At 71.9% G+C, this 23,214-nt stretch carries 26 protein-coding genes and 1 pseudogene; 19 read left to right on the forward strand and 8 right to left on the reverse strand.

Annotated elements, in window-relative coordinates; all coding sequences use genetic code 11:
- The first annotated feature begins 363 nt into the window (after positions 1-363).
- A complete protein-coding gene (locus DEJ08_RS17705) occupies positions 364-1,275 on the forward strand; it encodes a helix-turn-helix transcriptional regulator (protein ID WP_111045772.1) in 912 nt (303 codons plus the stop codon).
- A gap of 45 nt (positions 1,276-1,320) precedes the next feature.
- On the opposite strand, the gene DEJ08_RS17710 is transcribed toward DEJ08_RS17705, so the two are convergent.
- The gene (locus DEJ08_RS17710; protein ID WP_017887883.1) at positions 1,321-1,524 is read right to left on the reverse strand and encodes a hypothetical protein; all 204 of its coding nucleotides are present in this window, start codon (positions 1,522-1,524) and stop codon (positions 1,321-1,323) included.
- A gap of 38 nt (positions 1,525-1,562) precedes the next feature.
- Between DEJ08_RS17710 and DEJ08_RS17715 the strand changes: the two genes are divergently transcribed.
- Positions 1,563-2,303, forward strand: a complete 741-nt coding sequence (locus DEJ08_RS17715) for a class I SAM-dependent methyltransferase (protein ID WP_111053653.1) — start codon at positions 1,563-1,565, stop codon at positions 2,301-2,303.
- 168 nt (positions 2,304-2,471) lie between these two features.
- Positions 2,472-2,954, forward strand: coding sequence for an FBP domain-containing protein (locus tag DEJ08_RS17720; protein WP_111053652.1), 483 nt, complete (start codon positions 2,472-2,474; stop codon positions 2,952-2,954).
- A gap of 164 nt (positions 2,955-3,118) precedes the next feature.
- Here DEJ08_RS17720 and DEJ08_RS17725 read toward each other — a convergent pair whose 3' ends face one another.
- Positions 3,119-4,105 carry an aldo/keto reductase gene (locus DEJ08_RS17725; protein WP_111053651.1) on the reverse strand — a complete coding sequence of 329 codons (987 nt, stop codon included), beginning with the start codon at positions 4,103-4,105 and terminating at the stop codon, positions 3,119-3,121.
- 111 nt (positions 4,106-4,216) lie between these two features.
- Here DEJ08_RS17725 and DEJ08_RS17730 point away from each other — a divergent pair, with 111 nt between their 5' ends.
- From DEJ08_RS17730 to DEJ08_RS17765, 8 genes and pseudogenes are all read left to right on the forward strand, one after another.
- A complete protein-coding gene (locus tag DEJ08_RS17730) occupies positions 4,217-4,453 on the forward strand; it encodes a hypothetical protein (RefSeq protein ID WP_111053650.1) in 237 nt (78 codons plus the stop codon).
- A 122-nt stretch (positions 4,454-4,575) separates the two neighbouring features.
- Positions 4,576-5,121, forward strand: a complete 546-nt coding sequence (locus tag DEJ08_RS17735) for an acyl-CoA thioesterase (protein ID WP_111053649.1) — start codon at positions 4,576-4,578, stop codon at positions 5,119-5,121.
- A 32-nt stretch (positions 5,122-5,153) separates the two neighbouring features.
- Complete coding sequence (locus DEJ08_RS17740; protein ID WP_111053648.1) at positions 5,154-5,741, forward strand: YdeI/OmpD-associated family protein; 588 nt, start codon at positions 5,154-5,156, stop codon at positions 5,739-5,741.
- 74 nt (positions 5,742-5,815) lie between these two features.
- Positions 5,816-6,697 carry an aldo/keto reductase gene (locus tag DEJ08_RS17745; protein WP_027466858.1) on the forward strand — a complete coding sequence of 294 codons (882 nt, stop codon included), beginning with the start codon at positions 5,816-5,818 and terminating at the stop codon, positions 6,695-6,697.
- 177 nt (positions 6,698-6,874) lie between these two features.
- Complete coding sequence (locus DEJ08_RS17750; protein WP_258366972.1) at positions 6,875-7,459, forward strand: PadR family transcriptional regulator; 585 nt, start codon at positions 6,875-6,877, stop codon at positions 7,457-7,459.
- Positions 7,456-8,251, forward strand: a pseudogene (locus DEJ08_RS17755) (ABC transporter ATP-binding protein). The gene DEJ08_RS17750 and the pseudogene DEJ08_RS17755 overlap by 4 nt, the downstream one beginning before the upstream one ends.
- Positions 8,248-11,070 (forward strand): ABC transporter permease, encoded by a 2,823-nt coding sequence (locus tag DEJ08_RS17760; RefSeq protein ID WP_111053646.1) that lies wholly within the window; start codon positions 8,248-8,250, stop codon positions 11,068-11,070. Before DEJ08_RS17755 ends, DEJ08_RS17760 begins: the two are co-directional and overlap by 4 nt.
- Before the next feature lie 199 nt (positions 11,071-11,269).
- On the forward strand, positions 11,270-11,713 hold the full coding sequence (locus DEJ08_RS17765; protein ID WP_284180491.1) for a hypothetical protein: 444 nt from the start codon (positions 11,270-11,272) through the stop codon (positions 11,711-11,713).
- 121 nt (positions 11,714-11,834) lie between these two features.
- Here DEJ08_RS17765 and DEJ08_RS17770 read toward each other — a convergent pair whose 3' ends face one another.
- Both DEJ08_RS17770 and DEJ08_RS17775 read right to left on the reverse strand, forming a co-directional pair.
- The gene (locus tag DEJ08_RS17770) at positions 11,835-12,506 is read right to left on the reverse strand and encodes an SDR family NAD(P)-dependent oxidoreductase (protein ID WP_027466861.1); all 672 of its coding nucleotides are present in this window, start codon (positions 12,504-12,506) and stop codon (positions 11,835-11,837) included.
- The gene (locus DEJ08_RS17775) at positions 12,503-12,901 is read right to left on the reverse strand and encodes a (R)-mandelonitrile lyase (RefSeq protein WP_111053644.1); all 399 of its coding nucleotides are present in this window, start codon (positions 12,899-12,901) and stop codon (positions 12,503-12,505) included. Before DEJ08_RS17775 ends, DEJ08_RS17770 begins: the two co-directional genes overlap by 4 nt.
- Before the next feature lie 110 nt (positions 12,902-13,011).
- Between DEJ08_RS17775 and DEJ08_RS17780 the strand changes: the two genes are divergently transcribed.
- The 6 genes from DEJ08_RS17780 (at position 13,012) to DEJ08_RS17805 (ending at position 18,397) form a co-directional block, all read left to right on the forward strand.
- Positions 13,012-14,169, forward strand: a complete 1,158-nt coding sequence (locus DEJ08_RS17780) for a PQQ-dependent sugar dehydrogenase (RefSeq protein ID WP_111053643.1) — start codon at positions 13,012-13,014, stop codon at positions 14,167-14,169.
- 55 nt (positions 14,170-14,224) lie between these two features.
- Positions 14,225-15,103 (forward strand): helix-turn-helix transcriptional regulator, encoded by an 879-nt coding sequence (locus DEJ08_RS17785; RefSeq protein ID WP_111028872.1) that lies wholly within the window; start codon positions 14,225-14,227, stop codon positions 15,101-15,103.
- Between the two features lie 203 nt (positions 15,104-15,306).
- The gene (locus tag DEJ08_RS17790; protein WP_181438898.1) at positions 15,307-16,248 is read left to right on the forward strand and encodes a helix-turn-helix transcriptional regulator; all 942 of its coding nucleotides are present in this window, start codon (positions 15,307-15,309) and stop codon (positions 16,246-16,248) included.
- Positions 16,245-16,448: a hypothetical protein gene (locus DEJ08_RS17795; protein ID WP_071404097.1), complete on the forward strand. Its 204-nt coding sequence runs from the start codon at positions 16,245-16,247 to the stop codon at positions 16,446-16,448. The genes DEJ08_RS17790 and DEJ08_RS17795 overlap by 4 nt, the downstream gene beginning before the upstream one ends.
- Positions 16,449-16,508: 60 nt before the next feature.
- Positions 16,509-17,207 carry a carboxymuconolactone decarboxylase family protein gene (locus DEJ08_RS17800; protein ID WP_111053641.1) on the forward strand — a complete coding sequence of 233 codons (699 nt, stop codon included), beginning with the start codon at positions 16,509-16,511 and terminating at the stop codon, positions 17,205-17,207.
- Entirely contained in the window at positions 17,204-18,397 is a 1,194-nt protein-coding gene (locus DEJ08_RS17805) for an MFS transporter (protein WP_111053640.1), read from the forward strand. Before DEJ08_RS17800 ends, DEJ08_RS17805 begins: the two co-directional genes overlap by 4 nt.
- A 9-nt stretch (positions 18,398-18,406) precedes the next feature.
- Here the strand turns inward: DEJ08_RS17805 and DEJ08_RS17810 are convergent, their stop codons facing one another.
- Positions 18,407-19,378 (reverse strand): NAD-dependent epimerase/dehydratase family protein, encoded by a 972-nt coding sequence (locus DEJ08_RS17810; protein WP_111053639.1) that lies wholly within the window; start codon positions 19,376-19,378, stop codon positions 18,407-18,409.
- Between the two features lie 137 nt (positions 19,379-19,515).
- On the reverse strand, positions 19,516-20,001 hold the full coding sequence (locus DEJ08_RS17815; RefSeq protein WP_181433003.1) for a DUF4126 family protein: 486 nt from the start codon (positions 19,999-20,001) through the stop codon (positions 19,516-19,518).
- A 136-nt stretch (positions 20,002-20,137) separates the two neighbouring features.
- On the opposite strand from DEJ08_RS17815, the gene DEJ08_RS17820 reads away from it, so the two are divergent.
- Positions 20,138-20,788, forward strand: a complete 651-nt coding sequence (locus DEJ08_RS17820) for an NAD(P)H-binding protein (protein ID WP_111053637.1) — start codon at positions 20,138-20,140, stop codon at positions 20,786-20,788.
- Positions 20,789-20,892: 104 nt separating this feature from the next.
- On the opposite strand, the gene DEJ08_RS17825 is transcribed toward DEJ08_RS17820, so the two are convergent.
- Together DEJ08_RS17825 and DEJ08_RS17830 are read right to left on the reverse strand one after the other, a co-directional pair.
- Entirely contained in the window at positions 20,893-21,879 is a 987-nt protein-coding gene (locus DEJ08_RS17825; RefSeq protein WP_111053636.1) for a matrixin family metalloprotease, read from the reverse strand.
- Positions 21,880-22,000: 121 nt separating this feature from the next.
- The gene (locus DEJ08_RS17830) at positions 22,001-22,702 is read right to left on the reverse strand and encodes an SDR family oxidoreductase (protein WP_071404103.1); all 702 of its coding nucleotides are present in this window, start codon (positions 22,700-22,702) and stop codon (positions 22,001-22,003) included.
- A gap of 94 nt (positions 22,703-22,796) precedes the next feature.
- Here DEJ08_RS17830 and DEJ08_RS17835 point away from each other — a divergent pair, with 94 nt between their 5' ends.
- Positions 22,797-23,192 carry a MerR family transcriptional regulator gene (locus tag DEJ08_RS17835; protein WP_071404104.1) on the forward strand — a complete coding sequence of 132 codons (396 nt, stop codon included), beginning with the start codon at positions 22,797-22,799 and terminating at the stop codon, positions 23,190-23,192.
- The last annotated feature ends 22 nt before the right edge of the window (positions 23,193-23,214 follow it).

The following is a 23,214-nucleotide window of genomic DNA, read 5'->3' on the forward strand; positions in this document are numbered from 1 at the left end:
CTACGGCGCCACCAGCCGACAGGTCGCGACCACCCGGCGGGCGGCACGCGACGTGTCGCGACCGGTCGGGCACGGCCGGTCACGCAACGGAACGCGACCAGACGGCGGACGGGAGGCGCGTGGCGGGGCCGCCCCGCGCCTCCCGTCTGCTCCAGGCGGTCGCAACACCCCGCCAGACGCCGACGAGCGGTCACAGGCCGTCGCCTGCGGCGCCACCAGCCGACAGGTTGCGACGGGACGGCGCACGGCACGCGACGTGTCGTGACCAGTCAGCGACGGCCGGCGGCCCCGCCGCGCCCTGACCGGCTGCCGGGTACCGCCCGTGCCTGCCGGACGCACGGCCCGGGCACGTACGCTCGTCGCATGGGTATCGACGTGCGCAACGAGATCCGCGACTTCCTGTCCTCCAGGCGGGCGCGGCTCACCCCCGAGCAGGTCGGCATGCCGTCGTTCGGCGGTGGCGTCCGACGCGTGCCCGGGCTGCGTCGGCACGAGGTCGCCATGCTCGCCGGCGTGAGCGTCGACTACTACACGCGACTCGAACGCGGCTCGCTCAAGGGCGTCTCGGACAGCGTGCTCGAGGGCCTGGCGAGCGCCCTGCAGCTCGACGAGGACGAGCGCGCGCACCTGTGGGACCTCACGCGCCTGGCGAACTCCGGCGCGAAGGTCATGCACCGGAACGTGCCGACCCGCGTGCGCCCCGGCGTGCAGCGGCTGCTCGACGCCATCACCGGCGCGCCGGCCTGGGTGCGGAACGAGCGCGGGGACGTCGTCGCGACGAACGAGCTCGGCCGTGCGCTCTACGCACCGCTCTTCGCCGGCCCCGGACGCCCGGTGAACACCGCTCGCTTCACCTTCCTCGACCCGGCCGCCCGCGACTTCTTCCCCGACTGGGCCCAGACCGCGAAGGACGCCGTGGCCGTGCTCCGGACCGCCGCGGTGTCGAACCCCTGCGAGCCGGGGCTCATCACGCTCGTCGGTGAGCTCTCCACCCGGAGCGAGGAGTTCCGCGGCTGGTGGGCCGCCCACGACGTCCGGATGCAGCGCACCGGCAAGAAGCGCATCGACCACCCGATCGTGGGGGAGCTGCGGCTGTCCTACGAGGCGCTCGACCTGGTCGCCGACCCCGGCCTGACGCTGTTCTCGTACTCGGCCGAACCGGGCAGCGAGTCCGAGCGGTCGCTCGCGCTGCTCGGCAGCTGGGCAGCGACGGAGCGGGCCGAGCAGTACGCGGCCATGCGCGAGTCGGAGTCCGAGTCCGAGTCGGTCGACTGACCCGGCCCGCCGACGGGCAGGTGCGTCAGCGCCGTGGTCGGAACGTCAGGCCTGGGGCGGCACGTCGCCGTCGAACAGCTCCGGCGAGCGCATCCGCTCGATGCGCAGCTGCCGCTCCGTCGCCGACAACCGCAGCACACGGATCGCGGCGAACACGAGCACGATGAGGGCGACGGCCAGCACGGCGAGCGCCAGCACGAACAGGGCGTAGAGGACGACGACGAATCCGAGACCACTGTCTGCGAGCATCCGTCGAACATAGCAGCGCGGGTTCGTAGGGTGGAGACGTGACGAGGACCACGGACGGCTCAGCCGGGGACGCGGACCACCGGCAGCACCGCCGGCCCGAACCCGCGTTCGCCCGCGCGGTCGCGAAGGCCCTCGGAGACGCCCGGGCCGTGCTCGACGTCGGGGCCGGCGCTGTTTCCTACGCACCGACCGACCGCGACGTGACCGCCGTGGAACCCGCCGGAGACCTGCCCTTCGCCGACGCCACCTTCGACGCCGCGATGACGACCTTCTCGCTGCACGAGTGGGACGACCTCGAACGCGGGCTCGCCGAGGTGCGTCGGGTCACCCGGGGCCCGATCGTGGTCCTGACGTTCGACCCCGACCGCATCGAGCGAACCTGGCTCGCCGAGTACGCGCCCGAGGTGCTGTCGGCCGACGCCCGTCGCCATCCGGCACTGCCGCGGATCGCCGACGCACTGGGCGACGACACCGTGACGAGCACCCCGTTGCCGATCCCGTTCACGTGCGTCGACGGGTTCGCCGAGGCGTACTACGCGCGCCCCGAGCGTCTGCTCGACCCCGGCGTGCGCCAGGCGGACCCGGCGTGGGGCCTCGTCGACGAGTTCACCGTCCGGCGGTCGGTGGCCGCGCTCCGGACCGCGCTGGAGTCGGGGGAGTGGGACCGGCGGCACGGGTCGTTGCGGATCCGCCCGACGTACGAGGGCTCGGTCGTCCTGGTCACGGCGACGCCGAACCGATCGCGGGCAGACCGGGCCGGGGTTGACACCCGGTCGTAGGCTGGTCGGGTGAGCTTCCAGGAGGTGGTCGGCGCCCGTATCGCCGGCATCAGGGCGTGAGGCCCTCGGTCGTGCCCTCGGGTGCGGCCGACCTCGTCGAACCCTGACCTCCTCCGCCCGGTGCGGTGTGCGTCCGCACACCCCGGGCCTGCACGAAAGCGATCACCCATGCTCCCCATCGTGGAGAAGACCCTCCGCACGTCCTTCGTCAACGCCTCGCGCAAGGAGGTGTCCGACCTCACGCTGCCCGCCGACTTCGAGACGCTCGACTGGGACGCGCTCGACTACCTCGGCTGGCGCGACCCGAAGATCGGGCGGCGTGCGTACGCCGTCGTGCCGACCCTGGACGGCGACCTGATCGGCATCCTGTTCCGGCAGGCCGAGGCCTCGCCCCGCTCCCGTGCCCAGTGCTCGTGGTGCCAGGACGTCAAGCTGCCGAACGACGTCGCGTTCTACAGCGCCAAGCGATCCGGGCCGGCCGGACGGAACGGCAACACCGTCGGCACCCTGGTGTGCCAGGACTTCCAGTGCTCGCGGAACGTCCGGAAGCTGCCGCCGTCCGCCTACGAGGGCTACGACGTCGAGGCCGCGCGCCTCCGGCGCATCGAGGACCTGCAGGTCCGGGCCGCGTCCTTCGCCGCCGAGGTCTGAGACGCCGGCGTCCTCGAAGGACGCCCCCGAGTCAGCGAGACGCCGCCGGATTCGGAGGCGTCTCGCGCTGACGCCGGCGTCTCGCGTCCGCAAACGCGACTGACGACGGCCTGGAGGCCCGGTGCCAGCTGGCACCGGGCCTCCAGGCCGTCAACCGGTCGCGTCTACCGACCGATGGTCGACATGTCGGGGTAGCGGTCACCGGTCGGGACCGGCAGCGCCGACAGGCGCGACAGCTGGTCCGCCGTGAGGGTCAGGTCGGCTGCGCCGACGTTCTCCTCGAGGCGGGAGACCCGCTTCGTGCCGGGGATCGGGACGATGTCGTCGCCCTGGGCGAGCAGCCAGGCGAGCGACACCTGCGCCGGGGTGGCGCCGGCCTCGGTCGCGATGTCCTTGACCGCGTCGACGATGCGCATGTTCTGCTCGAACGCCTCCTGCTGGAAGCGCGGGTTCGCCAGGCGGAAGTCGTCGGAGTCCAGGTCGGACGGCTTCGTGATGGCACCCGTCAGGAACCCGCGGCCGAGCGGCGAGTACGGCACCAGGCCGATGCCGAGCTCGCGCAGGGTGTCGAGCACGTCGCCCTCGGGGTCCCGCGTCCACAGCGAGTACTCGCTCTGCAGCGCGGTGATCGGGTGGACGGCGTGGGCCTTGCGGATGGTCTCGGCACCGGCCTCGGACAGTCCGATGTGCCGGATCTTGCCCTCCTGCACGAAGCCGGCGAGCTGGCCGATGACGTCCTCGATCGGGACAGCCGGGTCGACGCGGTGCTGGTAGTAGAGGTCGATGTGGTCCGTGCCGAGGCGACGGAGGGATCCTTCGAGGGCCTCGCGCACGGACTCGGGCTGGCTGGAGAGACCGCGCTGCTGCGTCGGGGTCTCCTCACCGGCCTCGTGGCGGTACAGGCCGAACTTGGTCGCGATGACGACGTCGTCGCGACGGCCCTCGAGCGCACGGCGCAGGAGTTCCTCGTTCGTGTAGGGGCCGTACGCCTCGGCGGTGTCGAACAGGGTGACGCCGAGGTCGATCGCGCGGTGGATGGTGCGGATCGACTCGTCGTCGTCGGTGCCGGCGCCCGTGTAGAAGGCGCTCATGCCCATGGTTCCGAGGCCGATCGGTCCGACCTCGAGGTCTGCGAGCTTGCGTGTCTGCATGCTGCAGGTCTACTCCCGGTCCCCCTGGCGGCGGGAGGCACTGGCTGTACCCGCCTCCGCACCGCTACGCTGCGAGGGACGGGGCAGACGCCCCGGGCTCGGGGGAGTGTCGTGGTCATCATCTGGATCGTCATCGCCGTGGTCGTCGTGCTCGGCGCCCTGCTGATCGTGCTCGAGGTGCAGAACCGCCGTCGGCGGCGAGCGCTCGCGGACCTCGAGGACTTCTCCGACCCCACGGCCGGGTCACGTGCCATGGTCGAGGCCGACGCCGCTCGATCGACGGCCGAAGGCGTGTCGAAGACCGCGCACCCGGGTGGCAGCGCCGCCAGCGGGATGTTCTCCGGCTGACCCACCCGGCCGCTCCGGCGGTTGTGCGAAGCAGCGGATCGCGGTGACCCGAGCTGCCCGCGCTTCGTGAGGTTCCTCCAAGGTGCTCGCACGAGTACTCCGCGCACTGGTGTGATCGACCCGTGAACCTGTACTTCCGACTGCTCCTGCTGCAGCTGCGCACCCGTCTGCGCGCTCGGGTCGGTGGACGCCGCCGGGCGTCGCTCTGGGACGAGGTCCGGACGCCGTTCCGGGTCGCTCCCACCGACCTCGACCCGCTGCGCCACGTCAACAACGGCAAGTACCTGTCGATGCTCGACCTCGGTCGGCTCGACCTGATGCTCCGCTCCGGGTACTGGGCCGCACTGGGCGAGCACGGCTGGTACCCCGTCGTCTCGGCGCAGACGATCACGTACAAGCGGTCGTTGACGCTCGGGCAGCGGTTCGAGCTCCGCACCCACGTGCTCGGGGTCGACGACCGTGCCGTGTACCTGGAGCAGACGTTCGTGCGACAGGGTGCCGTGATGGCCCGCGCCGTGGTGCAGGCCCGGTTCCTGCGACGTTCCGGCGGGACGGTGCCGACCGCGGACCTGCTCGAAGCGGCGGGCGGCGCGGACCGCGACCTGACCGTGCCCGACTGGGTGCACGACTGGGCGAGCGCGACCCGGATCAGCAGCAGCTCGGCCTGACCCGCGCGGCCGGCCGGTCCTACGATGACCGCATGGACATCGTCGACCTGGTGCTGCCGGACGTCGCCGCGTGGCGTGCCTGGCTCGACGACCACGAGCACGAACCCGACGGCGTGTGGCTCGTCCTCGCGAAGAAGGGCGTCACGGAGCCGACGACGCTGACCTACGACACGGCCCTCGACGAGGCGCTCTGCTCCGGGTGGATCGACGGGCAGCGGCGCGGGCGCGACGACACCACCTACCGCCAGCGGTTCACCCCGCGCCGGAAGGCTTCGCTGTGGTCGCAGCGGAACCTCGGCCTGGTCGCGGCACTCATCGCCGAGGGCCGGATGCGGGAGCGCGGGCACGCCGAGATCGAGCGCGCCAAGGGCGACGGCCGGTGGGACCGCGCCTACGCCGGCTCGGCAACGGCCACGGTGCCCGAGGACCTGCAGGCCGCGCTCGACGCCGCCCCCGCAGCCGCCGCCCTGTTCGCCGAGCTCGACGCCACGAACCGGTACGCCGTGCTGCACCGCATCACCACCGCCCCGAACGCCACGGTGCGAACGAACCGGCTCGCCAAGCTCGTCGGCGGACTCGAACGCGGCGAGACCCCGTACCCGCGGCCCACCCGTCCGTAGACCCTGCGAACCCGGAAAGCGGTCGGGGGACACCGACTCAGGGACCGGCAACGCACCGGGCGTAGACCGGGGACATGACCACAGGCACTGACACCACGAACCGTCCGGCCGCGTCCTCCGGCACCTTCCGCATCGGCGGCGACCTCGAGGTCAACCGGCTCGGCTACGGCACCATGCAGCTCACCGGCCCCGGCGTCTGGGGACCGCCGAAGGACCACGACGAGGCGATCCGCGTCCTCAAGCGTGCCGTCGAGCTCGGCGTGAACTTCTTCGACACCGCCGACTCGTACGGCCCCTACGTCGCCGAGGAGCTCCTCAAGGAGGCCCTGCACCCCTACGGCGACGACGTCGTCATCGCCACGAAGGCCGGCCTCACCCGCACCGGCCCGAACGTCTGGCCGCCCGTCGGCCGCCCGGAGTACCTCCGGCAAGAGGCGGAGATGAGCCTCCGCCGCCTGGGCCTCGAGCGCATCGACCTCTTCCAGCTGCACCGCATCGACCCGAAGGTCCCGCTCGAGGACCAGGTCGGCGAGCTGAAGAAGCTGCAGGACGAGGGCAAGATCCGTCACATCGGCCTGTCCGAGGTCTCCGTCGACGAGGTCAAGGCCGCGCAGGAGATCGCCACGATCGTCTCCGTGCAGAACCTCTACAACCTGCAGAAGCGTGACGCCGAGGAGCTGCTCGACTGGTCCGAGGAGCAGGGCATCGGCTTCATCCCGTGGTTCCCCCTGGCCACGGGTGGCCTGACCGGCGAGGACTCGCCGCTCACCGAGATCGCCGAGCGCAAGGGTGCCACCCCGGCGCAGCTCGCGCTCGCCTGGCTGCTCAAGCGCTCCCCGGTGATGCTGCCGATCCCCGGCACGTCGAGCGTCGCGCACCTGGAGGACAACCTCGCGGGTGCCACCGTCGAGCTGACCGACGACGAGTTCGAGGAGCTGGCGAAGCTGGGTCACTGACCCTGAGAACCCGACCGCGAGTCGCGAACGCGACGACCGGTCGGACGGGAGGCGCGGTGCCAGCTGGCACCGCGCCTCCCGTCCGTTTTCCGCCCTGTACCGATCCGTGCTTGCGCACGCATACCGGGTATGTGCATACTCAGTATGGCCACGGTGGCCCGAGACAGGGGAAGTGTCATGAGCGTTCGGATGGGCGTACTCGCGCTGCTGGTGGGGGGACCCGGCTACGGGTACCAGCTCCGGGGGGAGTTCGAGCACCGCACCGGCGGGAGCTGGCCGCTGAACATCGGCCAGGTCTACACGACCCTGGACCGCCTGGAACGCGACGGCCTCGTGGCCCGCGGCGACGCCGACGACGACGGACACGTCGTCTACACGGCGACCGACGCGGGTCGGGCCGAGGTGGCCCGCTGGTTCAGCGAGCCCGTGCCGGCCAAGCGCGGCCGCGACGAGCTGGCGATCAAGTTCGCCCTCGCCGTGACCGTGCCCGGGGTCGACGTCGCCCGGCTGGTGCAGGTGCAGCGCGGTGCCGCGATCCGGAACCTGCAGGACCTGACGCGGCTGAAGCGGACGACCGACCCGTCGACGGACCTGGCGTGGTCGCTCGTGCTCGAGTCGATGGTGTTCCAGGCGGAGGCCGAGGTGCGCTGGCTCGACCACGTGGAGTCGAGCGTCGCGCGGTACCGGCCGGACGAGCACCCGGCGGCGCCTGCCAGTGCCGACGCTGCCGCTGCTGCTTCCGCTCCCCGGAGCGCACGGTGACCGCCGCACCGCTCCTGCAGCTCGACGCCGTGAGCGTGCACTACGGCTCCGGCGCGAAGGCCGTCACCGCCCTGGCCGGCATCGACCTGCGGGTCGAGCGCGGCGAGATGGTCGCTGTGATGGGGACCTCGGGCTCGGGCAAGTCGACGCTGCTCGCCTGCGCCGGCACCCTGCTGCCACCGACGAGCGGAGAGGTGCTGATCGACGGCGCCTTCGTGTCCGACCGCCCAGCCAAGGAGCTCGCAGCGCTGCGGCGCCGGCTCATCGGGTTCGTGTTCCAGGACTTCAACCTGATCCCCTCGCTGACCGCGGTCGAGGCGGCGCCGGCTCATCGGGTTCGTGTTCCAGGACTTCAACCTGATCCCCTCGCTGACCGCGGTCGAGAACGTGGCACTGCCGCTCGAGCTCGACGGGTGGAAGGCCTCGCAGGCCCGCCGTGCCGCGGAGCTCGCGCTGGACAACGTCGAGCTGTCGCACCGCGCCGACGCCTACCCGGACGACCTGTCCGGCGGGCAGCAGCAGCGCGTCGCGATCGCCCGCGGCGTGGTCGGCGAGCGCCGGCTCGTGCTCGCCGACGAGCCGACCGGAGCCCTCGACTCGCAGACCGGCGAGGTCGTGCTCCGCATGCTCCGTCGGCACGTCGACGCCGGAGCCGGCGCCCTCCTGGTGACCCACGACGCCCGGCACGCGGCCTGGGCGGACCGGATCGTGTTCCTGCGCGACGGTCGGGTGGTCGACGAGACCGTGTACTCGGGCGTCGAGGCCGCGCTGACGGACCGGACCGCCTCGTGAGCCGGGGTCGGCGTGCCGGGACCGGCCGGACGCCGTTCGCCCTGAGACCGGCGCTCCGTCTGGGGCGTCGACTGGCGTTCGCGAAGGCGGGCCGTGCGGCACTGATCATCGCGCTCATCGGGATCCCCACCGCCGGGTTCGCCGCGGTCGCCGTCGTGGTGCAGTCCACACAGGCCACCGCAACCGAGCGGCTCGACTACGACCTCGGCCAGGCATCGGCGCAGATGCGGGTGTCCGGCCCGGACCTGCCCGGCATGGTGCAGGACCCCGTCCAGTGGCAGTCCACGGACTCGAAGCGGAACAGCCCCGTCACGAAGTCGGACGAGGACTCCCCGTTCACGAACGTCCTGGCCCACGTGCCCGACGGCGCGCTGTCGATCCCGGTCGGCGGCACACCCGTCGTGGTCCAGGGGCCGAAGGGTCCCGTCGGCCTGACCGCGGTCGAGGGCAGCGTCTGGGACCCGTCGCTCGAGGGCCACTGGCACGTGCTCGACGGTTCCAGGCCGACCACGCGCAGTGAGCTCATGGTCACGCCGGCGACGCTCGACCGCCTCGGGGCGCACATCGGCGACACGGTGGACCTGACCGACCCGGTCACCAAGCGCTTCACGATCACCGGCACCATGACCGACCTGGGGACGGACCCGGGTTCGCAGGGCGTGTTCCTGCCCTGGGGCACGACGCTCTCGACGACCGACACCACCGACGACGTCGGGCTCACCGACGTCACCGTGTACCTGCCGTCGGACGCCCCGACGTGGTCGGAGATCCGGCAGCTCAACGCGCACGGCATCATCGTGCAGTCGCGTCCGGTCGTGCTCGACCCGCCCGACGCCCGGCTCCCCGGTGGGCAGCTGGGCTCGTCGCTCGGCTGGTACCTCGGGGCGATGGGACTGCTCGGCGTCTTCGCGATGTTCGAGGTCGCCCTGCTCGCCGGGGCCGCGTTCCTGGTCGGCACCCGGGCGGACACCCGCTCGTACGCCATCGTCACGAGCGTCGGCGGGGACAAGCGGTTCGTCCGCACGATCGTCGCCGGGTCGGGCGTGGTGCTCGGCCTCGTCGGCGCGGTCCTCGGGGTCGCCGCCGGCACCGGGATCGGCGTGCTCGCCTACCGACTGATCGACAACGGCAACGTGGCGTCGTTCCCCGGGTTGCACGTGCCGCCGCTCCTGCTGCTGTCGATCGCCGTGGCCGGCGTGCTCGCCGGACTCGTCTCCGCACTCGTCGCCGCTCGGTCGGCCACCCGGATCAACGTGCTCGCAGCACTGCGGGGCTCGCTCCGGCCGGTGCCCGTCAGCCGTCCGGCCCGCCGTCGTCGTCGCATCTGGGGGCCGCTGCTCGTGGTCCTCGGCGCCGTGATGACGTTGGCGTGCGGTGTCGGGGTGCTCATGCTCAACGACCGTCCGGTGCAGCAGGACCGGTGGGCGTACGTCGTCGGTGCCGGCGTCGCGATCGGGCCGTGCCTGATGCAGCTCGGCATCGCCATCTGCTCACCGTGGCTGCTCGCCCTGATCACCCGGCTCACCTCGCGGGCCGGTCTGTCCGCCCGGCTCGCCGCCCGCGACGCCCGCCGCAACCCGGTCCGCACGGTACCCGTGCTGTCGAGCGTGATGAGCGTCGTGTTCGTGGCCTCCGTCGTGATCACGTGGAGTGCGTCGAGCCACGCCCAGTACGTCCGTGGGTACGAGTACACGACGGCGGTCGGGGTCGCGACGGCCGAGGTGCAGACCGAGACGAAGGACGGCGGCAGTACCGGTCGCCACGACGCAGAACTGACGGCCCACGCCGCGAAGGTGGTGTCCGGGGTCTTCGACCAGGACCGCATCCGGGTGCTCGGTGTCGCGCAGGAGCAGCCGGGCGACACCCCCTCGACCGTCACGATCCCGCACCGCTGGAGCGCGTACGACTGCCCGGTGAACGACACCAGGAGCTGCTCGTACTACCTGGACACGGCGAGCGTGTCGAGCCCGCACATCTGGACCGGGACCGTGGACGACTACGCCGTGCTCACCGGGCACCGGCCGTCCGCCGCCGTCCGGAGCGCACTCGAGGGCGGTCGGGCCGTGTCGCTCTGGCCCGAGTACGCCCACGACGGTGCGGTCCGCGTCGACACCTTCCACGACCGGACGTGGGAGAGCGAGCCCATCACCGAGGGGAGCCGACCGGCGGCCAGCGTCTCGATCCCCGCCGTGCTCGACGTGCAGACCCCGCGGATCCAGGTCGGCGTCTTCATGACGAAGGCGACCGCCGAGCAGTACGGCGTGCCCGTGGTCGACGGCATGCTCGTCACGACGCTGCCCCACGACCTCGACCCGGCCCAGGCGGACGAGCTGAGCTCGGCGTGGCAGAGCTTCGGCGGCGACGACCGTGCACTGTGGAGCGGCCCGTCGTTCATGTACGAAGCCGGCCCCACCGACAACGAGGCGATCATCCGGGCGATCGTGCTCGCACTGGCCGCGGCCGTCACGATCGGTGCGACGGCGGTGGCGATCGGACTCGCACGGTCCGACGGCCGGCGGGACGACGAGGTGCTCGACGCCATCGGTGCCGCACCGCGCCTGCGCCGAGGGGTGTCGACCTGGCAGGCGGCGATCCTGGCCACGGTCGGCTCGGTGATCGGGACGCTCCTCGGACTCCTGCCCATCCGCGCCCTGACCCTGCGCTTCACCGAGAGCCCCGTCGGCGTGAACCACATGAAGTTCGTGCCGGACTGGCCGGTGCTGGCCCTGCTCGCGATCGGCCTACCCCTCGTGGTGACGGCCGGGGCCTGGCTGACCTCGCGGGGTCGGCGGCGGGTGGCGGTGCGACGGGCGCACTGACGCGTGCGCTGCCTGAGCCGCGCGCTGCGTGAGGCTTCGCTTGGTCAGCAGAAGATGTCGAGTCGGCTGCTCGGACTCGACGTCTTCTGCTCACGAAGTGACCGGCAACGAAGACTCGGAAGCACATTGACTACGTTTGGCGTCACAACAACCGAACGATCACAGTGCGGACGTCCTTGAGTGGCCACATCAGCAACGGATGGGTGAGATGAGCGAAATTGCACGGCTCGTCGATGCCGGAGCGATCGAAGCCGCGGTCGCCGAAGCTCAGGGGCTGACTCCCGACCGGGTCGCCGACCTGCTCTTCGCCTCGGGCGGCTTCGCGGTGGACATGGCTCCGTACGACGCGTTCGTCCGGCGCTGGTACGAGCGCCTCGACAGCCCCTATCTGCGCGCGGCGGCGGCGGAACGATTCGGGGATGCCTACCTCACCGAACTCGCGGGGGTGCCCGGGGGCGAGGCGTTCGCGGCCGAGCTGACCGAGGCCGCACTCCGAGACGTGATCGCGCACACCGGTCGACTGATGCGCGGGCCGGCGATCACCGACTGGGCAGAACCGCACGTCGCGGTGATGAGCACCGCTCGCGCGCGCTCCTGGCGAGACGCGTCGATGGATCTCGCGAAGGTGCACTTGCCGGAGTGACGGACGGGAGGCCCGTGGCGGCGTCGCCACGGGCCTCCCGTCCGTCACATGGTGAGCAGGAATGGTCGGGTCGCTGTGCCGGACCCGACCATTCCTGCTCACGAAGCGGCGAGCGCCGCGCTCACGCGAGCTCGGGCAGCGCCTCCGCGTAGGTGCGGAAGTCGCCGCGCTCCGTGTGGATCGCCCACAGGCGGTCGGCGATGGACTCCCCGGAGTGCTCGGGCTGCCCGTCGTCGATGCCGAACGGGATGATGAGCTGGCCGACGTGGACGTCCTCGTCGCGGACGGCGTCGTGCAGCAGCTGCGCGTAGGCGCTCTCGGCGGCGAAGGCGACGGACGTGCCGGTGACGCGGGCTCCCGGTCGGACCGCGCTGCCGCCGTTGACGAACAGGATCGTGCCGTGGCCGATCGCGCGCATGCCGGGCAGCACCTGGCGGACGGCGTTGACCGAGCCGTAGACCGAGAACTCGATCGGGCCGACCAGGTCGTCCGCCGTGGTCTCGAGCACGGGGCGCATGTACTCCTTGGCGGGGAGCGGGCTGTACTGCAGCACCTCGATGGGGCCGAGCTGCTCGGTGGCGCGCTCGAGTGCGGTGCGCAGGGAGTCCCCGTCACGGACGTTCGCGGCGAACCCGGCTGCGGTGTGGCCGCGCTCACGCAGCTCCGCGGCGAGGCCGTCCAGCCGGTCCTGGTTGCGGGAGATCAGAGCGACGGCGAAGCCCTCACGGGCGAAGCGCTCGGCGACGGCGAGGCCGAGGCCCTTGCCGGCCCCGACGATGGCGATGGTGGTCATGCGGTGTACTCCTCGTCGCTCACGTGCTCGAGCCAGGTGGTGGTCGTCGCCGGGTCGTCGGCGGCCTCGAGCATCGCGAGGTGTTCCATGTAGTCGGTGGGGGTCGCGCCGTGCCAGTGTTCCTCGCCGGCCGGCGTGTAGACGGTCTGTCCAGCCTGCACCTCGATGACGCGGCCGTCCCGGGTGCCCATCCGCGCGACGCCCTCGGTGACGTGCAGGGTCTGCCCCTTGGCGTGCGAGTGCCAGGCGGTGCGGGCGCCGGGCAGGAACCGGACCTTGGCGACGGTCATCGTCTGACCGGGCTCCTTCGGCGAGGCGATTGCGTCGAGGTGCACGTCGCCGGTGAACTGCTCGGGCGGGTTCTTGACGGTCGGCTGCTTCGGTTCGATCTGCATGCCGACGACGGTAGGCCGCCGTACGCACCGTCGGGAGGTGCCGACAGACCCCCTCAGGGGTTTCCCGAACGCAGCGTGTGTGATCGACCCACGACCCCGGGAGGATCATCGTGGACACACCCGCCGGAACACCCCGCAGCCGCCGCCTCTGGTCGGTGGCCGGCCTCGCCGCCGTCACCGCGCTGGCGCTCACCGCCTGCACGAGCGGCGACGGAGCAGAGCGGGACGGATCCGACCGGGGCGGCTCGCCGTCGGCGCGCGCGACCGCGCCCGCCGACCTGTCGGCCGGGCAGGTGGCGCTCGACGGTGACACCACCGACGTGGTCACCGGCCTGGAGGCCCCCTGGTCGGTGGTCCTGACGGGTGACGACGGCGACGCGCTGGTCAGCGAGCGCGACTCGGCCCGGGTGCTCGAGCTGCGGTCCGACGGCACCACCCGCCAGGTCGGCACGGTCGACGGTGTCAGCCACGGCGGCGAGGGCGGACTGCTCGGGCTCGCGCTGCACGACGACGACCTGTTCGTCTACTCCACGGCCGACGACGGCAACCGGATCCAGCGGTACGAGCTGACGGGGAGCACCGGGTCGTGGGGGCTCGGCGAGGCGACGACGATCATCGACGGGCTGCCGAAGAACACGTTCCACGACGGCGGCCGGATCGCGTTCGGGCCCGACGACATGCTCTACGCGAGCGTCGGGGACGCCGGCGCGAGCACGGACGCGCAGGACGAGGAGTCGCTCGCGGGCAAGATCCTGCGGCTCACCCCGGACGGCGACGTCCCCGCCGACAACCCGATCGACGGCTCGCCGGTGTGGAGCCTCGGGCACCGCAACGTGCAGGGCATGGGGTGGTCGTCGGACGGCACGATGTTCGCGTCGGAGTTCGGCGAGAACACGAACGACGAGCTCAACGTGATCGAGCCCGGGTCGAACTACGGTTGGCCCGAGGTCGAGGGCACCGGCGGCGAGGACCAGGGCTTCGTCGACCCCGTGCAGCAGTGGTCCACCGACGAGGCGTCACCGAGCGGCCTCGCCGTCGTCGACGACACGGTGTTCGTCGCGAACCTGCGGGGCGAGGTGCTCCGTGCGGTCCCGGCCGACGACCCCGGCACGGCGACCGAGTACTTCGCGGGTGACTTCGGCCGCATCCGGACGGTGCTCGAGGGCCCGTCGGACACGCTCTGGTTCGTCACGAACAACACCGACGGCCGCGGGACACCGTCGAGCGGGGACGACCGGATCGTCTCCGTCCCGTTCACGCGCACGTGAAAGGGGTTCCCGCAGCCCCTCGCTCGCGCCGGACGGGGCGAAGTACCGTGACGGCATGAACCACCGCGACGAAGCGCGCGACTTCCTCTCCAGCCGTCGCGCCCGCATCACACCCGAGCAGGCCGGCGTCGAGACCTTCGGCACACGGCGCCGCGTCACCGGGCTGCGTCGCGAAGAGGTCGCACGCCTGGCCGGCGTCAGCATCGACTACTACACGCGGCTCGAGCGCGGGAACCTGCAGGGGGTCTCGGACAGCGTGCTCGACGCCATCGGCCGGGCCCTGCAGCTCGACCCCGCCGAGCAGGAGCACCTGCGCGACCTGTCGCAGCACCAGAACGAGACCCCGCGTCGCGCCGGTCGTGTCGTGCCCGTCGCTGCCGTCCGACCCGAGCTGCAGTACCTGCTCGACGTCGTCACGGACGCCCCGGCGATGATCATCAACAACCGGCAGGACATCGTCGCCGCGAACGCTCTCGGCTTCGCGATGCACTCGGACCTGGTCGCGGCACCGGCGCGGCCGATGAACTTCTCGCGCTTCATCTTCCTCGACCCGCAGGCGCGGAACTTCTACCAGGACTGGCAGCGGGCCGCGCACACGAACGTCGCGATCCTGCGCCGCGAAGCGGGCCGGACGCCGAACGACAAGGACCTCGCCGCGCTGATCGGCGAGCTGTCGATGCGGAGCGACGACTTCCGCGAGCTCTGGGCAGCGCACGACGTCCGACGCCACTACGCCGGCGTGAAGTCGTTCCGGCACAGCGTCGTGGGGCCGCTCGAACTGCACTTCCAGACGCTCGAACTCGCCGAGGACCCGGGGCTCGCGCTCACGATCTACCCGGCGACCCCGGGCAGCCCCACGGCCGACGCCCTGCGGGTGCTGGCGTCGTGGGCGGCGACCGAGGGCATCGCGGAGCGGGCGCGCCAGCTCGCCTGATGCGGTGGTCGCGACCACCGCATCTGCCGGGAGGGACGGGGCGGGCCCGCACCGCGCCTCCCGGCCGCTCGTGGTCGCGTCAGACCTCCGGGATCACCCGGTCGAACCGGCTCGTGTCCGTCCCGTCCGGGTCCGGGCCGATCCCTGCTGACGGGTACCAGCAACCCCTGCTTCCGGCACCCGGTCGGCCGTACCGTGGACGCATGGACACCAGAAGCGAAGTGCGCGACTTCCTCCGCACACGGCGCGAGCGCGTCACGCCGCAGCAGGTCGGTCTGCCCGACTTCGGTGGGGTCCGCCGCGTCAAGGGACTGCGGCGCGAAGAGCTCGCACTGGTCGCGGGGATGAGCGTCGACTACTACGTCCGCCTCGAGCGCGGGAACCTGACCGGGGTCTCCGAGAGCGTCCTCGAGTCGTTGTCCCGTGCGCTGCGTCTCGACGATGCCGAGCACGCGCACCTGTTCGACCTGGCCCGCCTGCAGAACGCTTCGGGTGCCTCACGCCGGACAATCCCGACGTCGAAGGTCCGGCCGAACGTGCAGCGGGTGCTCGACTCGATCAGCGCCCCGGCCTGGGTCCGCAACGGCCGGTTCGACTTCCTCGCCGGCAACGCGCTCGCCCGCGCGGTCTACTCGCCGCTGTTCCTGTCGCCCTCCGGCACTCCGAACACCGCGCGTTTCGCGTTCCTCGACCCGCGCGGTCAGCAGTTCTGGCCAGACTGGGACTCGGTCGCCGGCGACGTGGTCGCCGCCCTGCGCGCCGAGGCGGCCCGCTCGCCGTACGACAAGGGACTGACCGACCTGATCGGGGAGCTCTCCACCCGCAGTGACGAGTTCCGGCGGCGATGGGCCGCCCACGACGTGATGCGGCACCGGAGCGGTGTGAAGCGCGTGCACCACCCGGACGTGGGCGACATCGACATGAGCTACGAGACGATGGAGCTCGTCACGGACTCGGGGCTGACCATGGTCGTGTACGGCACCGAGCCCGGGTCGGCGTCCGAGGAACGGCTGCAACTGCTGGCGAACCTCGCGGCGACGAGCGCGACCGGTGCGACGAGTGCGGCGGCTGCGTCGACCGCTTCCGTCGCCGGTGCTGCTTCCGTCGCTGGTGCTGCTGCCGCTGCTGCCGGGGAGGACGCGTGAACGAGACCGAGTCCGTCGAGACCGTCGTCCCGGCTCCGCCGACCGGGTTCCTCGGCCGACTGCGGTTCCGGTGGCGTGCCGAGCAGGAGATCCACGAGCTCACCCGCGACCGTGAACTCGAGGAACGGGTCCGAGCCGAGGCAGCGGTGCGGCTCGCGCCCGGGCCGTGGCACCTGGGGGAGCTGTTCCGGCGACGGTGACGGCTGAGGGGGGAGGACAGCACCTGTCACGGTCCTGCGGTCGGCCCTAGCGTCGAGGACATGACCTTCGCCGACACCGACCCCGAGTTCGCCCGGTACCACGCCGACTTCGTGGACGAGACCCTGCGGAACGCATCACTCAGCGAGCACGACCGCGTGGTCGTCCAGCTCGGTGCGACGATCGCGGCCGGGGCGCCGACGGCGTTCCGCGACCTGCTGGACGAGGCCCTCGACGGCCCGCTCTCGCCCACCGAGGCGAAGGAGATCGTCTACCAGGCCGTGGCCTACGTCGGTTCCGCACGCGTCGGCGACTTCCTGACGATCACCAACGCCGTGCTGGTCGCCCGCGGGGTCACCCTGCCGTTGGCCGGACAGTCGACGACGACCCCGGCGGACCGACTCGAGCGCGGCCGAGCGGTGCAGGGCTCCGTCGTCGGTGCGGACCGCGTCGACGCGATGTACGAGAACGCCCCCGCGGACGCCGTGCACTTCCAGCGGTTCCTGTCCGTCAACTGCTTCGGGGACACCGTCGGCCGGGACGGGCTGTCGCTGCCCACCCGTGAACTCCTGACCTTCGCGCTGCTCGCGGCGCTCGGCGGGGCCGACGCCCAGGTGCAGGGGCACGTGGCCGGCAACCTGAACGTCGGGAACACCCGCCAGCAGATGCTGGACGTCCTGACCGTGCTCGTCCCGCTCATCGGCTACCCGCGCACGTTGAACGCCCTGGCCGCCGTGAACGAGGGAGCACCCGCAGCATGAGCACGGACCACTCGATGTCGACGGGCCGGACCCTGCTGTTCGCCGTCGCCGGGGGAGCGGCGGTCGGCAACCTGTACTGGTCGCAGCCGCTGCTCGACGACATCGCATCGTCGCTCGGCACCTCGGCGTCGCTCGCCGGGCTGCTCGTCACGCTGACCCAGGTCGGCTACGCCCTCGGCATCCTGCTCGTCGTGCCGCTCGGGGACGTCCTCGACCGCCGGCGCCTGATCCCCTGGGTGCTCGTCGCCTCCGCCGTCGCGCTGCTGCTCGCCGCGATCGCTCCGACCTTCGCGACGCTCCTGGTCGCCCTGGCACTGGTCGGGCTGACCACGGTCGCGGGGCAGCTCCTCATCCCGCTTGCCGGGGACCTCGCCGACCCCGCGCAGCGCGGACGCGTGGTCGGCACGATCGCGTCCGGGGTGCTCACCGGCATCCTCGTGTCGCGGACGATCAGCGGCCTGGTCGCGGACGCGTTCGGGTGGCGTGCGATCTACGTGCTCGCTGCCGTCGTCGCGGTGGTCCTCGCCGTGCTGCTGCGGCGGGCCATCCCCGAGCTCGAGGCCCGCGGCGGGGTGGCGTACCCGCAGCTCATCCTGTCGGTGTTCCGTGCCGTCCGGACCCACCGGACCGTGCAGGTCACGCTCGTGATCAGCTCGTCGGTGTTCGCCGTGTTCACGATGTTCTGGACCGCCCTGACGTTCCTGCTGAGCAGCGACCCCTACGACTTCTCCACCAGCAGCATCGGACTGGTCGGCCTGGTGGGGCTCGCGGGTGCCGTGGCGGCGCAGCGGGTGGGGCGACTGCACGACCGCGGGCTGTCGGTACCCGTCACCGGGGGAGCGATCGCGCTCCTGCTCGTCTCCCTGGTCGTCGCCGGGATCGGTGCGCACTCGATCGTCGTGGTGCTGCTCGCCGTGCTGCTGCTCGACGTCGCCGTGCAGGCCGCGAACGTGCTCAACCAGACCCGGCTCTTCTCGGTGGACCCGGCCGCGCGGAGCCGGCTCAACACGGCCTTCGTCACCTCGAACTTCATCGGCGGAGCGATCGGCTCCGCGCTGGCGTCGGTGCTGTGGAACGCCGGGGGCTGGACGGCGGTCACGATCGGTGGCGCGGTGCTGACCGGGTTCGCCGCGACGGTCTGGGTCGTGCACCGGAACCGTGGGCTCGTGGTCGAGCCGGAGCGGGCCTGACCACGGGGCTCAGCGGACCAGGGGGTTCGCGACCTCGAGCTCGCCGTGGTCGACGAGCCAGCGCACGGCGTCCAGGACGGTCTCCTCGGCGGTGAACGCCGGCGCGTAGCCGAGCAGACGACTCGCCTTCTCGGTGCTGAAGACCTGGCTGCGGGACAGGTGCTCCCAGCTGGCGTCAGCGTGCTCTGGAGCCGTGGTCTCGCGGAACCGGTCCCACGTGACGGGGTCGAGCCGGGCCTCCTGGCCGAACCACGACGCTGCCAGGTGGGCGTACCCGCGCGCGGTGAGCGCCGTCGGAGCCGTGACGAAGAAGTCCTCGCCAGCCGCCGCATCGCGGTGCTCGACCGCGAGCTGGAACGCCTGCGCGACGTCGTCGGCGTGTACGTGGGCCATCGTCTCGGCACCGAGACCGGGGACCTCGAGCGGTTCGCCGGTGGACAGCTTCGTCAGCACCGAGGTGTCGAGGTTGCCGAGCGGACCGATCGGCGTCCAGCCCGGACCACTGATGTGACCGGGGTGCAGCGACGTCGTGACCAAACCGCCTGATACGGTTTCTTCCTTGAGCATCCGGGCGATGGCGTCCTTCTGGACGCCGTAGTCGCCGAACGGCGGGGTCGCGTTCTGCTCGGTGATCGGCAGCACGTGCGAGACGCCGGCGCGCCAGATCGAGCCGCAGTGCACCAGGTGCGTGCCGGTGCCGCGGAGCGCGTCGACCAGCGCTGCGGCTGAGGACTCGGTGAAGCAGACGAGGTCGACGACGGCGTCGGCACCGAGCGCGGCGATGCGGCTGCCGAAGGTGCCGTCGCGGTCCTCCTGCTCGCGGTCGGCGGTGATCCGCTCGACCTGCTGCCACTCCGGGGCGTCGGCGTAGGGGGTGCTCGTGCCGCGGGTGACGGCGACGACCCGGTGACCCGAGCGGACGAGACGGGGGACGAGGAACGAGCCGATGTGGCCGGTGGCTCCGATGACGACGATGTGCATGGGGGCCACCGTAGGCCGAGGCGTGCGCATCGTGAGCAGGAATGGTCGGGTGCGGCGGTGCGACCCGACCGTTCCTGCTCACGAAACGCGCCCGCGGCGAGCGCGGCGCCCACGAGCGCCGCGCACGAGCGCCACGCTCAGTCGGCGGTGATGACCTTCACGGAACCGGCGATGGTCGCGGCGTCCTCGGCGAGCGCGACGACGGGGTCTGGCAGGCCCGCACCCCCGAGGGCCTTGCGCGCACCCCAGCCGACGAAGCTGCCGACGAGGGCACCGACGCCACCGAGGATCGCGCCCTCGATGCGCAGGTCGCGCTTGCCGGTGGTGCCGAGGGCGGCACCGGCGAGGGCGCCGGACGCGATCCGTCCGAGCAGTGCGGACGGGGCGATGCGGTTCGGGGTCTTCGGCAGCTTGTCGCCGATGAGCTCACCGATGGCGGAGGCCACGAGCAGCCCACGGCCGACCGGGGTGCTGAAGACCTTCCACTGCTGCCACGAACCCTTCAGCGAGGACCGGTCGTGGTTCAGTGCGAGGACGGCGAGCGGGGTGGCGCTCCGGCCGCCGCTCATGATGCCGAGGACCAGGGTGCGGACCAGGGTGTGCTGCTCGTGCTGCTTGCTCATCGTGACTCCTGTCGTGTTGCCCCTGACGGTACGCACGGTGACCTCGGGTGTTCCGAGCATCGCGGGCGACGGGCGGACGTCGAGCGTTCCCCGGGCGTTCCCCGGGTACGGAGCCGCCCCGAGTAGCGTCCTGCCCATGAGCAACGTCATCGTCTTCGGCGGCCACGGCAAGGTCGCACTCCTCGCCACCCGCATCCTGTCCGAGCGCGGACACACGGTCACGTCCGTCATCCGGAACGCCGACCAGTCCGACGAGATCCGAGCCCACGGCGGCGAACCGCTCGTCGCGGACATCCAGCAGCAGTCCCTGAACGACTTCGCCGAACTCGTCCGCGGGCACGACGCGGTGGTGTGGTCGGCCGGTGCCGGTGGCGGGTCCGTCGACCGGACCTGGGCCATCGACCGTGACGCTGCGGTGCTGTCGATCCAGGGGGCGAAGCAGGCCGGCGTCGACCGCTACGTGATGGTGTCGTTCTCGGGCTCGCAGCTCGACCACGGCGTCCCGCAGGACCAGGACTTCTTCGCGTACGCGCAGTCGAAGATGATCGCCGACGCCGTGCTCCGCGACTCGGGGCTGCAGTGGACGATCGTCGCCCCGAGCACCCTGACCGACGACGAGCCGACCGGCTCCGTCGACTGGGACGGCTCGTCGACCCAGGTGCCGCGCGGTGACGTGGCGCACGTGGTCGCCGACGTGGTCGAGAACCCCGGCACGGCCGGCAACACGTTCCGGTTCAACACGGGGTCCACCCCGGTGGCGGAGTTCCTGCGCGCCGACGCGGCCTGACCGAGACCGACCGCGCCGACGCGGCCTGAGCGAGACCCACAGACGAACGGGGTCGCGGCGGTTCTCCGCCACGACCCCGTTCGTGTGTCTGCAGAACGTCGAGCTCAGTAGAGCGTCGAGATCCCCGTCATGTCGCCACGGCCCAGCGTGCGGCCGTCGAGCTCGCAGTAGCCGCCGGACGGCTCCATGACCTGGCCGGTGCCGGTCTTCACGTGGTCGAGGCCGTACAGGTGACCCCACTCGTGCGTGGCGACGACCTGGGTGTCGAAGCGCGCGCCCGAGCAGGTGGCCGTCGAGCTCCACTTGAAGCCGGTGGCGTAGCGCTGGTCGGCCTCGCGGGCGTTGCCGTTGCCGTCGAACCAGACGCACGTGACACCGAGGGTGCCGGTCGGGAGCTTGCCCCAGCCCATCACGTTGTAGCCGTTGTTCCGCGAGCAGCCGCCCTGGTCGGTGAGGTTGGGCTTCTGGGTGGCGAGGCGCAGGTAGTCGTTCTTCGCCGTCGACGTGACGGTGCGGTCACACGCCGAGATCGTGCCGTTCCAGGCGTTCGCCCCCTTGCGCAGGGCGTCCTTGGCGTACGTCGACTTCTGGTCGGTCTGGTTGTAGTACCACTTGACCGTGCTCGGCCAGGTGTAGCCGGACGCCTTGTACGCCGTGCTCGTGCACTTCGTGGTCGCAGCGGTCGTCGCGGCGGGAGCGGCCTGTGCCGTCGCGGCCTGGCTCTGCGCACGCTCCTGCTGGACGGCGGGGGCCGAACCGGTCCAGGCCTCGTCGACGCGGACGGCGACACCGGCGGAGCCGTTGTTCGCGATGAGGACGTCGGCGAGCTCGGGCGCCCCGGGGGCGGCCGAGCTGCTCGCCATGACGCTCTCACCCGGCGCGGGGAGCGCGAAGGTGCGGCCGTCGGGCGTCACGACCGTCCCGGAGGCCGCCGTGCAGCCGCTCTCGAGCGTCTGCACGGACAGGGTCCCGGGGGCGCAGCTCGCGCCGGCCCCCGGGGTCGCCGCCTGGGCGGGTGCTGCGGTGATGGTGAGGCCGGCGAGGATCGCGACGATCGCCCCGGTGCTCAGCGCGTTCCTGACAGGACGCATGGTTCCCTTCCAGCGGCAGGCGACGTGCCCCCCGCTCCTGATCGGGGTCCATGCTCGCCGATGACCACGCAGCGGGTCCAGGACTGCGCTGCGGGGACACGCCCCCAGTCAGGGGCGGCGCTCAGGCCATCTGCGCGTAGAAGGGCTCCGGTGCATCGGCGAGCGACGCCTTCACCATCCGGCTCCAGTCGTCGACGAGCACCTCGGCCACGCCACGCTCCACACCGTCGAGTGCCGCACGGGCCACGTCCGTCGGGTCCGTCTTCGGGCCGTCGTAGTCGCCCATCATGTCGGTGTCGGCCGCACCGAGGTGGAGTCCCTGCACGCTGATGCCCCGGTCGGCGAGCTCCAGGCGGACGGCGTTCGTCATGTTCCACTCGGCCGCCTTCGCCGCGGCGTAGCCACCCGCGCCGGGCGCCGCGAACCACGACAGGGCCGACAGCACGTTGACGATCGCGCCGCCGCCGTTCCGCTCGATCACCGGTGCGAAGGCGCGGATCATCGACAGGCTGCCCCAGAAGTGCGTGTCCATGGCCTTCCGGACGATGGTCAGGTCGTCGGTCACCAGGGAGCCCTGCGTCGAGATGCCGGCGTTGTTCACGAGCAGCGTCACGTCGCCCGCGGCGGCGGCCACCGCGTCGACCGAGGCCTGGTCGGTGATGTCGAGGGGCAGCGCGACGACGCCCTCGACGTCGACGAGTTCGGGGCGGCGTGCGGTCGCGTAGACCTTCGACGCACCGCGCTCCAGCAGCTCCAGAGCGAAGCGGCGTCCGATGCCGCGATTCGAGCCGGTGACGAGTGCGACCGATCCAGCGATGTCCATGGTGTCTCCTCCTGCCGCGCGGGTGTCTCCCGCGGCGGCTCGGCTACGCTAAGACCTCACATCCATGTCAGGGGCAAGCCCGGATCGGAGCACCATGCGCATCGGTGACCTCGCAGCAGAGACCGGCGTCAGCGTCCGCTCGCTGCGGTACTACGAGGAGCAGGGGCTGCTCACCGCGTCGCGCACCGCGAGCGGGCAGCGGGTCTACACGGACGCCGCCGTCGAGCGGGTCCAGCTCGTGCAGCAGCTGTTCGCCGCCGGGCTCGCGAGCCGCACGATCGTGCAGCTGCTGCCCTGCGTCGACCGTGGGGAGTCGACGCCGGAGTCGTTCGCGCTCCTCATCGCCGAGCGGGACCGGATCACCGCGCAGCTGGCCGAGCTCGAGGCGGTCCGGGGGCGCCTCGACCAGGTCATCGCGATCACCGAACACCCCACCGCCGAGCACTGCCCGGCACTGCGTGACCGACCTGCGGAGCCGGTCGCGGCCTGAGACGCGGCACCTGACGGTCTGG

This window comes from Curtobacterium sp. MCLR17_054, assembly GCF_003234335.2.
Taxonomy (GTDB): Bacteria; Actinomycetota; Actinomycetes; order Actinomycetales; family Microbacteriaceae; genus Curtobacterium; species Curtobacterium flaccumfaciens.